Raw genomic sequence first — 12,186 nt, 5'->3', positions numbered from 1 at the left:
GCCCGGTCACTCAGGCACCGGCTCAGCGCGGTCGCATTTCAGGCAATCCAGCCGGTCGCCCAGGTGTGCGCGGCGGCCCGCTTCGCTGGTTACCCAGGGGCGATTAATAAACGGCGGCCGGTGGCGCATGTGCTGCCCATGGCCGCAGTCAAGTCGCGCCACCCAATCCCCCTCATCATCACGGTAAAATGCCGTCACGTGTCGTTGCATGCACTCGTGTCCCGTTGCTCACCGCCGCCGGTGCGGGTCTTGTCCGGAAGCACCGGACATCGCCCAGGCAAACTGGTTTTCGGTTTTCCCGCATACTAATTTTGTTCTCATATCTGTTTTCATTACAATATTTAGCAAACTATATGAGTAACCCGCCATTTCCGTACTGACCGGTGCCGGATGGCTTACTTTTCCAACGGTCGGAGACTTCCTATGAGAGACCAATTTCCCTTCGCTTTTGCCCGTGTCACCCGTCGCTGGCGCAAGCTGATGGACGAACGACTGAAAGACCTGGGCGTCACCCAGGCCCGCTGGACCACCATGGTCTACCTGCAGAAAGGCGGCGAAGGCCTCACCCAGCGCGAGCTGGCCAACCTGATGGCGATCGAGAATCCCACGCTGGTGCGCCTGCTGGACAGCCTGGAAAGCCAGGGCCTGATCGAGCGTCGTCCCTGCCAGAAAGACCGCCGCGCCCGCCGCCTGCACCTGACCCCGGCCGGTGAAGACTTCATGGAAGACCTCAACAACCGCGCCGAGCAGCTGCGCGAGGACATGCTGGAAGGTCTCACCGACGAAGACCTGGAACACACCATCCGCATCTTCGACCGCATTATGGCCAACGCCGAGCGTCTGCAGAAACACTGACGGCGCCGACTGTACACCCGCTCCCGGTATCCGATCGGAGGTTCCCCTGAAGGACTTCAGCCTCGAAGCCCTGCTCGACCGTCACGGAACGCGCTGGCGCTGGCTGGCCGTCGCCACCGTGATGCTGGGAACCATGGCGACGGTGCTCAGCGCGACCATCGTCAACGTCGCGCTGCCGGAAATCATGGCGCACTTCCAGGTCGGCCAGGGCGTGGCGCACTGGCTGGTAACCGGCTTCATCGCCGCCATGACCACCACCATGCTCACCACCGGCTGGATCCTGGATCACTTCGGCCTGCGTCGGGCGCTGGGCAGCGCCATGTTGGCGTTCACCCTGCTGGCCATCGCGGGTGGCTTCGCCACATCGCCGGAATGGCTGATCCTGTCCCGCATCGGCATGGGTGCCGTGGCGGGGCTGATGCAACCGATGGCCATGTACCTGGTGTTCCGGGCCTTCCCCAAGGAAAAACGCGGCCAGGCCATGGGTATCTACGGCATGGGCGTGATCCTGGCACCCGCCCTGGGGCCCGTGGTGGGCGGGTTCATCGTCGACCAGCTCGACTGGCGCTATGTGATGTTCGCCCCGGCACCGGTGACGCTGCTGGGGGTGTTCATGGTGTACCGCTACCTGCCCTGGCCGGTGTCCCGGCCCGAGCCGTACCGCTTCGATTTTCCGGGGCTGATCTGGCTGGCGCTGTTCATCGTCAGCGGCCTGGACACCCTCAACGCCCTGCAGCACGCCGAGGGCGCCGGAACCCGCATTACCATCGGCGCCAGCGTGGCGCTGGTCAGCCTGATCCTTTTCATCCTGCGGGAACGGCACACGCCGCACCCGCTGCTGAACCTGACCCTGTTGCGGCGGCCGGCCTTCCGCGACGCCAGCCTGGTGGCCATCGCTCTGGGTCTGGCGCTGTTCGGTTCGACCTACCTGATCCCGCTGTTCGTGCAATCGGCGCTGCAATTTTCCGCCACCGAAGCCGGCCTGCTGATGCTGCCCGCCGGCATTGCCCTGGGCGTCACCTTCCCACTGGCCGGCCGCCTGGCCGACCGCAAACCACCCAGACCGATGATCGTGACAGGTATCGTCACGTTCGCGGCATCAACCGCCCTTTTCGCGCTTTCCGATCTGGCACTCGGTTTTTTCTGGCTGGCCGCCTGGGCCGTCATCGGGCGCATCGGGCTGGGGCTGATCATGCCCGCCCTGTCCACCGGTGCCCTCAATCCGCTGGACCCGACCGAACTGGGCTACGGCTCCAGCATCATCAATTTTTCCCGCCAGCTCGGCGGCGCGTTCGGGGTCAACGCCGTGGCGCTGACCATCGAGTACGGCCAGCAAGGAATGGGACTGACCTCCATCGACGCCTTCCACAACGCCTGGTGGCTGGTTACCGGATTCGTCCTGCTGGCCCTGTGGCCGGTCCGACGCATCCGCGGCTGAGCCAGACACAAACCTCGCTTCCATCCAGTTAACGAAGAATTAATCAACCTGAAACCGATTCAAGGTTGACGACGGCTCGCCACTTTATCGAGAATGATTCGCATTAAAATATGCGGATGATTCCGGTTAAGGATGCCGGGACCCCGCCGCCCGTTCGTCCAACAACCGATAAGGCCAGCCATGATGGATCATTCAACGCCTCTGCAAGCGGCTCAGTCCGAGACCGCTTACCACCGCCCCGATCCCCTGCAGTACCTGTTCAACGCCGATCACCCGGAGCATTACCGCACAGCCCTGGAACAGGGCATCCAGTTAATCCAGCGTCGGCTGGCGCTGACCGAACGCCCCTTCACCGGCATCCTGCCGGGGGAACTGGCCGAGCGTTTCCGCGGCCTGGACCTGGATCAGCCGCTGGAGCAGCTAAACGACGTGCTGGGCGAGCTGGAATCCCTGTACCTGCAGGACGCCGTCTACTTCCACCACCCGCGCTATGTGGCGCACCTGAACTGTCCGATCGTGGTGCCGGCGATCCTGGCGGAGCTGATCCTCAGCAGCGTCAATACATCGGTGGACACCTGGGACCAGAGCGCGGGCGCTACGCTCATCGAGCAGAGTCTGATCGACTGGACCACCGGCCGGATCGGGCTCGGCGACCAGGCCGACGGCGTGTTCACCAGCGGCGGCACCCAGTCCAACCTGATGGCCATGCTGGTGGCGCGGGACAACGCCTGCGAACGCCTCTGGGGCCACAGCGTGCGCGAACGCGGCCTGCCACCGGAAGCCGCCCGCTTCCGCATCTTCTGCTCCGAAGTCAGCCACTTCAGCATCCAGAAAGCGGCGGCCCTGCTGGGCCTGGGCTACGACGCGGTGGTCCCCGTGGCCTGCGACGATCACTTCCGCATGGACCCGCACGCCCTGCACGCCGCCCTGGATACCTGCGCCCGGGACGGCAAGCTGCCTCTGGCGGTGGTGGCCACCGCCGGCACCACAGATTTCGGCAGCATCGATCCGCTGCCGCGCCTGTCGGAGATCACCCGCAACAGCGGCGCCTGGTTCCACGTGGACGCCGCCTACGGCTGCGGCCTGCTGCTGTCGCGTCACCACCGCCAGCGCCTGGGCGGCATCGAACAGGCCGACTCGGTGACCGTCGACTACCACAAATCCTTCTTCCAGCCGGTCAGCTGCAGCGCCCTGCTGGTGCGTGACCGGGCACGGATGGGCTGCGTCACCTGGCACGCCGACTATCTCAACCCCCTGAGCCAGCGCCAGGAAGGCACGCCCAACCTGGTGGACAAGAGCCTGCAGACCACGCGCCGCTTCGACGCCCTCAAGCTCTGGCTGACCCTGCGAACCATGGGGCCGGACGCCCTGGGCGACGCCTTCGAGCAGGTCATGGCTCTGGCCCGCAAGACCTATCTGTTGCTGCTGTCAGACGAGCGCATCGAGGTGTTGCACCAGCCGGAGATCAGCACCCTGGTATTCCGCTTCCGCCCCGGGCCGGAGACTCCCGACGCCGAGCTGGACGCCGCCAACGTGGCCATCCGCAAAGCCATCATGCGTTCCGGCGAGGCCATGGTCGCCGCCACCAAGGTGGGCGGGCGCCAGTACCTCAAGTTCACCCTGCTCAACCCGGCCACGCGCATCCAGGACATCCAGGCGGTACTGCGCCTGATCAAACAGCACGGCGAGGACTTTTTCGCCGACCGTAGCGAAGCGGCGGCGGACTCCACCACCGCGTTCATGACCGACCAGGAGGTGGCCCATGGCTGAACGGATTCACGACTTCATCGGCATTGGCCTGGGGCCCTTCAACCTGAGCCTGGCCTGCCTGGCCGAGCCGCTGGACGGGCTGGACGGCGTGTTCCTGGACGAGAACCCGGGCTTTGACTGGCACCCCGGCCTGATGATGGAAGGCGTGCACCTGCAGACGCCGTTCATGTCGGACCTGGTCACGCTGGCCGACCCCACCAGCCCCTATAGTTTCCTCAACTACATCAAGCAACAGGGGCGGATCTACAGTTTCTACATCCGCGAGAATTTCTTTCTCCAGCGGCGCGAATACAACCAGTACTGCCAGTGGGCCAGCCAGCGCCTGGGCAATGTGCGTTTCAACACCTTCGTCGAGCAGATCGACTACGACGCCGGGCGCGACTGCTACCGCCTGTTGACCCTGTGCACCCGCACCGGCCAGGCGCGGGACTACTACGCCCACAAGCTGGTGCTGGGCACCGGGCCACGGCCGTTCGTACCGCCCTGCTGCGAAAACCTGGAAGGGCCGGTGCTGCACGCTTCGGACTACCTCAACCGCAAGGACGAGGTTCAGGGCAAACGCGCCATCACCGTGTTGGGCAGCGGCCAGAGCGCGGCGGAAATCTTCCATGACCTGCTGCAGGACATCGACAGCCGCCACTACACCCTCAACTGGCTGACCCGTTCACCGCGTTTCTTCCCGCTGGAATACAGCAAGCTGACCCTGGAGATGACGTCGCCGGAGTACGTGGACTATTTCTACGACCTGCCCCGGGACAAGCGCGAGCACCTGGTGACTCACCAGAAGCACCTGTACAAGGGCATCAACACGGACCTGATCGACGCCATTCACGACCTGCTTTACACCAAGCGGCTGGCCGGCGAGGTGCCGGTGGGCCTGCACACCAACGCCGCCCTGCGCGACGCCCGCTACCTGGAACCGCAACAGCAGTTCGACCTGACCTTCGAACAGGTGGAACAGGAGCGTCGCTTCGCCCACCGCACCGACGCGCTGATCCTGGCCACTGGCTACCAGTATCAGCCGCCGGCCTTCCTCGACGGCATCGCCGGACACATCCGCTGGGACGACCAGGGCCGCTTCGACGTGCACCGCAATTACAGCATCGACCACGGCGCCAGCCGCATCTTCGTGCAGAACGCCGAGCTGCACACCCACGGCTTCGTCACCCCTGACCTGGGCATGGCCTGCTACCGCAACAGCTGCATCCTGCGGGCGCTGACCGGTGGCGAGCCGTATCCGGTCGAGGAACGCATCGCCTTCCAGCAGTTCGGCGTGCCGGACATGGCAGACACCCCCCTGCCACAGGATGCGACGGTCTGACATGTCGGTTTCCATGAAGTACTGGCTCATCGGCCTGACCGCCATTGCGGTGGTCAGCGATTCGATGCTGATCCCGTTTTACCCGCATTTCTTCGAGAGCGCCTTCGGCGTGACCAGCGCCCACACCGTGGGCCTGTACATCGCCGCCTGCTGCCTGACGGTGATGCTGGCGTTTCCGGTGTGGGCGCGGGTCGCGCGGCGCGCCGCCCTGTTGCCACTGCTGATCAACACGCAGCTGGTGGCCGGTGGTCTGAGCGTCCTGTGTTACTGGACCGCCACCGTGACCCAGTTCTGGGTCGTCTCGCTGGCGATGCTGGTGTTCAAGGCCAGCTACCTGCTGATCTACCCGCAGATCATGCGGCTGGAACAGGCCGACAGCCACGGCCGTACCATCGGCCTGCTGTCGGTGATTGTCCACTTCGGCGGTATCGGCGGCGCCCTGCTGGGCGGAGCCGTGCTGCAATGGTTCGAGCCGCGCCAGGTGTTCCTGCTGATGGCTGTGGGCGACTTCCTGCAGACCGGTATCTGCGTGCTGCTGAAAAGGCGCCAGGCCTCGACGCCGGAGACCGGGAACGACGATCCCGCCACCCCGGACACGCCGGCCCATCTCGGGCTGGTGCTGCGCCTGTGCAGCGTGATGGCGGTGTTCTACTTCAGCGCCTTCCTGATCCGGCCCTTTTTCGTACGCTACTGGGAAGACCTGTCCGGCCTGCACGATGCGTTTCTCTCGGGCGTCGTGTTCGCTATCCCCGGCGCCGTCGCCCTGCTCGCCCTCTGGCTGAGCTACCGCCGTCCCGCCGATCCCCAGGCCCACTGGCGGATCCTGCCGGCCATGCTGTTCGTGGTCGCCGGCCTGTTGCTGCAGGCGGTGCCGTCCTCGCTGGCGGTGTTGGCGGGTCGCGTCCTGTTCGGCTGGGGGCTGTTCCGCGCCACCGTGCGGCTGGACCAGTTGCTGTTCGCCCTGAGCCAGCCGGCCTACTACGCCACCGACTTCAGCAAGGTCAGTTTCAGCCAGAATCTGGGCGTGCTGGTGGCTTCCTGGGCCGCCGGCGCCGTGGTGGCCGGCACCTCGCTGGACACGCCCTTCTACCTGGCCGCCGTCGGTCTGGTGATCAGCGCCGTGCTCTTCTACACCCTGTTATTTCGCCCGCAACGCCCGTCGCGTGTTGCCTCTCCCCAACGTTCCCGCCTATCAAGGAGCGAAGCATGAACGAATCACCGGCAAAGCAGCCGTTTACCCATCTTGACCCGGTTCTGGGTGCCTTCGAGATCCGGCCCCTGCACGTCCCCGACGACATCCCCCTGGTGCGCAGCTGGCTCCGGGAAGACCGCGCCCGCTACTGGGGCATGCAGGCCATGGACGAAGCCGCGCTGGCCGAGTTCTATCGGGACCTGCCGGATTCCGGCAAGGGCGATGCCTTCATCGGCTACCATCACGGCCACCCCGCGTTCCTGATGGAGTGCTACGATCCAGCCCGGGACCCGGTGGGCGAACACTACGCCGTGCAGCCGGGCGACCTGGGCATGCACATCCTCGTGGCACCCGGCAGCACACCGCTCAAGGGCTTCACCCGGGCGGTGTTCCGCAGCATCATGACCTTTATGTTCAACCACCTGGGCGCCCGGCGCATCGTGGTGGAACCGGACACCCGCAACGACGCCATCCATCGGCTCAACCGCAGTGCCGGCTTCGTCTACGAGCGCACCATCGAGCTGTCCGAGAAAACCGCCGAGCTGGCCTTCTGCACCCGCGCCCAGTTCGAGGCCGCGAACCCGAACAGCCACCGCGCCCCGGAGCCCCGGCGCCGCACCGATCCGCGCGAGGTGAGCGATCATCTGTCGAAAGATCTGTGGCGTCACGTCAACCGGCTGTTGGTGCGCAAGGCGATCAGCGAACTGTCCCACGAGCGGGTGCTGGCGCCGGACCCCATCGAGGGGGAAACGGACCGCTACCGGCTGTTCGCGGACGACGGCAAGCTGGAGTACCGCTTCAGTGCCCGCTGCATCACCCTCGACCACTGGCTGGTGGACGCCGACAGCATTGAGAAATGGGACGGCGACCAGTCGCAGCCGATCGACGCCAGCCGCTTCATCCTGGAATTCCAGCAGCAGTTGGGCATCGGCGAAGCCATGCTGCCCACCTACCTGGAGGAAATCGCCAGCACCCTGTACGGCAGTGCCTTCAAGCTGCACCGCCGCGGTCCCAGCGCCGAGGAACTGACCCGTGCCGACTTCCAGACCGTGGAAGCGGGCATGACCGAAGGCCACCCCTGCTTCATCGCCAACAACGGCCGCATCGGCTTCGACACCCTGGACTACCCGGCGTACGCACCGGAGGCCGGGCAGCCGGTGCAGCTGCTGTGGCTGGCCGCGAACCGGGACGATACCGTGTTCGCCAGCACCGACACCCTGGACTACCGCAGCCTGCTGGAGGACGAACTGGGCGAGGGCCAGCTGCGCCGCTTCGAGGACCAGTTGCGCAAGGACGGCCACGACCCGGCGGCTTTCCACCTGATCCCGGTGCACCCGTGGCAGTGGTACAACAAACTGGCCTACCTGTTCGCCAAGTCCCTCGCCGAGGGCACACTGGTGTGTCTGGGCTACGGCGAGGACCAGTACCGGGCGCAGCAGTCGATCCGCACCTTCTTCAACCAGGATCAGCCGGAAAAGCGCTACGTGAAAACGGCGCTGTCGATCCTCAACATGGGCTTCATGCGTGGCCTGTCGCCCTACTACATGAGCACCACGCCGGCGATCAACGACTTTATCCACAACCTGATCAGCCAGGATCCGTACCTGTCCGGCACCGGCTTCAGCATCCTGCGGGAAGTGGCGGGTGTGGGCTACATGCACCCGGACTTCGAAACCACCCTCGACAAGCACAGCCCCTACCGCAAGATGCTGTCGGCCCTGTGGCGGGAAAGCCCGATTCCCACCCTCAAGCCGGGCCAGCGCCTGATGACCATGGCCTCGCTGCTGCACCTGGACGCCGACGGCCAGGCGGTGCTGCCGGCGCTGATGCGCGCCTCGGGCCTGGCGCCGGAAGACTGGCTGCGGCGCTACCTGAAAGCCTACCTGAGCCCGCTGCTGCACTGCTTCTACGCCCACGATCTCGTGTTCATGCCCCACGGCGAGAACCTGATCCTGGTACTGGACGACCAGGTGCCGGTGCGCATGATCATGAAAGACATCGCCGAGGAAGTGGCGATCATGAACGAGGAGGTGGTGCTGGCCGACAAGGTCCAGCGTCTGGCGGTGTCGGTGCCCGAGCACCTGAAGATCCTGTCGATCTTCACCGACGTGTTCGACTGCATCTTCCGCTTTATCGGCGGCATCCTGGAGGAACAGGGGGACATCGGCGAAGCCCGTTTCTGGGAGCTGGTGGCCGAGTGCGTGCACGACTATCAGGCGGCGCATCCGCACATGGCGGAGAAATTCGCCCAGCATGACCTGTTCGCGCCGGAGTTCACCCTGTCGTGTCTCAACCGCCTGCAGCTGGCCAACAACCAGCAGATGATCAACCTGACGGACCCAGCCGCCAACCTGCAGTTCGCCGGCACCCTGAAGAACCCGATCGCGGCCTATGCCAAGCGGCCGGAGAAGGCGACGGCGTCCCAGGACTGACGGTCAAGTAAAGCGAGAACGAACGAGGGCGTGCCGGTTTCTCCGGTGCGCCCTTTTTCGTGGATCGCGGGACTGGAAAAGCATCCGTTTCGGGGTGCGATTAGAAAGAGGCTCAGGCCGTCCTGCGGACGGCTCGGAAGCTGACGCGTCCGCTACACCGACTCCCCTGACAATCGGCTTCACCGCCATGTCGCCGGTGTCCTGTCGGAGGCCCTTACCGCAACCGCCGCCGCGCCAGCAGGAAGATGAAGTAGCTACCGCCGAGGATCGCCGCAATGGTGCCGGCGGGCATCTGTTTGGGATACAGCAGCGACCAGCCCAGCCAGTCGGAGAACAGCATCAGCACCATCCCCACCAACGGCGCCAGCCACAGCTGCGGCCAGACCTTGCGCGCGCCCATCAGGGTGGCCACGTGGGGTGCCAGCAGGCCGACGAACGCAATCGGCCCCATGATGGCCGTCACCAGCGCGCAGCAGGCACACACCAGGACCAGCAACAGCAGGCGCGCGCGGCTGGTGTTCAGGCCGCGGGCCTCGGCGATGGCGTCGCCGGCGGAGATCAGCGTCAGCCAGCGCGAGGTGGCCAGCGCCAGGCCGAACAGGATGACCGTGCCGCCGCCCAACCATAATGCCTTGGCGTCCGACACCCGATAGGTGGAGCCGGACAGCCAGCCGATGATGGTGTAGGCGTCTTCGGTGGCTTTGGCCAGGACAAACTGCACCATCGCTTCGATCATCGCCGCCAGGGAAATGCCCACCAGGATCATGATGCCCGGCGAATACTGGGTACGCCGCCCCAACACCAGCAGCAGGCCCAGCACACCGGCGCTGCCAGCGAACGCCACGAAGGGGCCGGCCTCATGGATGGAGCCGCCCACGAACACCGTGAACAGCACCAGCGCCAGCGTCGCGCCGGCGGACATGCCGAGGATGTCCGGGCTCGCCAGCGGGTTGCGGATCAGTCGCTGCAGAATCAGCCCGGCCAGCGCCATGCCCACACCGGCACAGGCGGCCGTCACGATGCGCGGCCAGCGCAGGGACAGCACCAGGTCCGACGGCCAGCGCAGGCTTTGCAGCGGATGCAGGAAGGAGAAGGCGTCCGGCTTGAAGCACAGACTCAGGAGCACCAGCGCCAGCAACACCACCGGCGCCAGCAACCAGGTTCGCCGACTCACCCGGGGCACACCCTCGGGCAACTCCAGCGCGGTCTGGTCGCGCGCCGACAGCCGCTTGCGGGCGAACCAGATCAGTGCCGGCGCGCCAATCAGGGCCGCCGCCGTGCCGCTGGGCACCATATCCGGGAACCAGCCGCTGGCAGCCACGGCGATGCAGTCGGTCAGCAACAGGAAGACGGCCCCGAGCAGCAGGCTGAAGACCAGTTCATCACCGGCCCGGCGGGCGCCCAGGTTACGAGCGATGTTGGGCGTGATCAGGCCGATGAAGCTGATCACGCCCACCGCGGTGATGGCGCTGGCCACCAGCCACAGGGACAGCAGCAACAGCACCACCAGCACCGGCCCGGTGCTCAGCCCGCGCGCGCCGGCGCCGGCGTCGCCCAGGCGCAGCAGGGTCAGCGGTCGCGGTGCCAGCAGCAGTACGATCACCGCCACGCTCAGCTTGGGCAGCAGCCAGGTCACCCATTGCCAGTCGGTCTGGGTGAGGTCGCCGGCGCCCCAGATGAACAGATTGTTGGTGGCGTACTGGTTGAGCAGGATGATGGCGGTGGCGATGGCCCCCATCAGGATGTGCGTGGCCATGCCGGCCAGGATCACGGGCAGGCCACTGAGACCACCGCGCCCGGCGATCAGCAGCACCAGCACCACCGAGACGATGGAGCCACCCAGGGCAAACCAGGCGCCCCAGTCGCTGGTCAGGGCCGGCGCCCAGACGCTCAGGCATACCAGTGCCAGCCAGGCGCCGGACGCCGCCCCCAGGGTCATCGGCGAGAGCAGCGGGTTCTGCGTCACCTGCTGCAGCAGGCTGCCAACCAGGGCCATCACGGCCCCCACCAGCACCGCCAGGATCACCCGAGGCAGGGCGGCGTAGACGAACTGGAAATCCTCGAAGGATTCGGGGGGGCGCCCCCAAAGCAGGCCCCACTGGTCCGCCAGGGACAAGGGCGAATTCAGGGACAGGTGAAACAGCAACGCCGCCACGAGGGCGGCGAGGGCGAGGGCATAACGCAAGGCCATTGACTGGCCCAGCACCAGCCCGGGGCGGGTGAGGGTTCCGGCGCTGGTCATCAGGGTTCGATCGTCAGCAGCGCATCCGTCATCGCCTCGGCCAGATAGCGTATCGACATGGCGCCACCGTAGGACCATGTGGATTCGACCCCGGCGACGTGCCCGGCCCGCGCCACCGGCATCGCCTGCCACAGGGGCGACTCGAACAGACGCTCAACCCCCGGCGCCGGCTTGAAGTAGAGCAGGACCGAATCCTTCGACATCTGGCTCAGGCTGGTCAGCTTCTTCTGGGCGATGCCCCACTGACTGGGCGGGATGTCCATGGCCGGCTCGATGCCCAGGTGGTTCAACGCGTACTGGGACAGCGCGTTGGCGCCGTAGATGAAGACCACCGACTGGTTGTTGAAGCGCACCCCGGTCACCGGCGGCAGTGCCTCGCCGAAATGATCGTGCAGTTGCTGGCGGAGTTCATCAAAGCGGGCGTCCATGGCGTCCAGCTTGCGCTGGGCCCGTTCCTCCTGACCGAACAGCTTGGCGGTTTCCCGGAAGATCCGGCGCGCCGCCCTGGCGTTGTCCTGCTCGGCGCCGAAGGCGTTGAAATAGAGCACCGGTGCCACCTGCTCCAGCTTGTCGATCAGGCCTTCCTGGCCGTTGGAGATAATAATCACGTCGGGCTTGAGCGCCGCCAGCTCCTCGATGCTGGGCTCACCGCGCTTGCCGATGTCGTCCACGCCATCGGGCACCGCCGGTCGCACCACCCATTCGTTGTAGCCCTCGATGTCCGCCACACCGACCGGCGTCACACCCAGCTCGATGACGTTTTCGGTCATCGCCCAGCTGATGGTCACGACGCGCTCGGGAATCTGCTCGAAGGTGTGTTCGCCATGGGCGTCGGTAACGGTCACTTCGGCCCGGGCAGCACCCGAGAGCAGCAGACAGCACAGGGAAAACCAGGGGACCAGATGGCGATAGGCGCCTCGCAAGATCATTCAATGA

General features: G+C 65.7%; 9 protein-coding genes. 6 read left to right on the top strand and 3 right to left on the bottom strand.

What is annotated here, in order from left to right:
• Positions 1–6 precede the first annotated feature (6 nt).
• On the bottom strand, positions 7–210 hold the full coding sequence (locus GQB00_RS18045) for a DUF3565 domain-containing protein (RefSeq protein WP_111497102.1): 204 nt from the start codon (positions 208–210) through the stop codon (positions 7–9).
• 213 nt (positions 211–423) lie between these two features.
• On the opposite strand from GQB00_RS18045, the gene slyA reads away from it, so the two are divergent.
• The 6 genes from slyA (at position 424) to GQB00_RS18015 (ending at position 9,008) form a co-directional block, all read left to right on the top strand.
• Positions 424–855, top strand: a complete 432-nt coding sequence (gene slyA, locus GQB00_RS18040) for a transcriptional regulator SlyA (protein ID WP_111497103.1) — start codon at positions 424–426, stop codon at positions 853–855.
• A gap of 46 nt (positions 856–901) precedes the next feature.
• Positions 902–2,293: a DHA2 family efflux MFS transporter permease subunit gene (locus GQB00_RS18035; protein WP_165857467.1), complete on the top strand. Its 1,392-nt coding sequence runs from the start codon at positions 902–904 to the stop codon at positions 2,291–2,293.
• Between the two features lie 180 nt (positions 2,294–2,473).
• Positions 2,474–4,063, top strand: coding sequence for a pyridoxal phosphate-dependent decarboxylase family protein (locus GQB00_RS18030; protein ID WP_165857317.1), 1,590 nt, complete (start codon positions 2,474–2,476; stop codon positions 4,061–4,063).
• A complete protein-coding gene (locus tag GQB00_RS18025) occupies positions 4,056–5,384 on the top strand; it encodes a lysine N(6)-hydroxylase/L-ornithine N(5)-oxygenase family protein (protein ID WP_165857316.1) in 1,329 nt (442 codons plus the stop codon). The genes GQB00_RS18030 and GQB00_RS18025 overlap by 8 nt, the downstream gene beginning before the upstream one ends.
• Before the next feature lies 1 nt (position 5,385).
• Positions 5,386–6,594 carry an MFS transporter gene (locus GQB00_RS18020; RefSeq protein WP_165857315.1) on the top strand — a complete coding sequence of 403 codons (1,209 nt, stop codon included), beginning with the start codon at positions 5,386–5,388 and terminating at the stop codon, positions 6,592–6,594.
• Complete coding sequence (locus tag GQB00_RS18015) at positions 6,591–9,008, top strand: GNAT family N-acetyltransferase (RefSeq protein ID WP_165857314.1); 2,418 nt, start codon at positions 6,591–6,593, stop codon at positions 9,006–9,008. Before GQB00_RS18020 ends, GQB00_RS18015 begins: the two co-directional genes overlap by 4 nt.
• A gap of 214 nt (positions 9,009–9,222) precedes the next feature.
• Here the strand turns inward: GQB00_RS18015 and fhuB are convergent, their stop codons facing one another.
• Together fhuB and GQB00_RS18005 are read right to left on the bottom strand one after the other, a co-directional pair.
• On the bottom strand, positions 9,223–11,250 hold the full coding sequence (gene fhuB, locus GQB00_RS18010; protein ID WP_207950854.1) for a Fe(3+)-hydroxamate ABC transporter permease FhuB: 2,028 nt from the start codon (positions 11,248–11,250) through the stop codon (positions 9,223–9,225).
• On the bottom strand, positions 11,250–12,179 hold the full coding sequence (locus GQB00_RS18005; RefSeq protein WP_111497108.1) for an iron-siderophore ABC transporter substrate-binding protein: 930 nt from the start codon (positions 12,177–12,179) through the stop codon (positions 11,250–11,252). The genes fhuB and GQB00_RS18005 overlap by 1 nt, the downstream gene beginning before the upstream one ends.
• Positions 12,180–12,186 lie beyond the last annotated feature (7 nt).

This window comes from Marinobacter sp. JSM 1782161, from assembly GCF_011421605.1.
In the GTDB taxonomy this organism is placed as follows: domain Bacteria; phylum Pseudomonadota; class Gammaproteobacteria; order Pseudomonadales; family Oleiphilaceae; genus Marinobacter_A; species Marinobacter_A bohaiensis.
The sequence above is the reverse complement of the archived record's forward strand: the minus strand, read 5'-3'. Positions and strand labels throughout refer to the sequence as shown.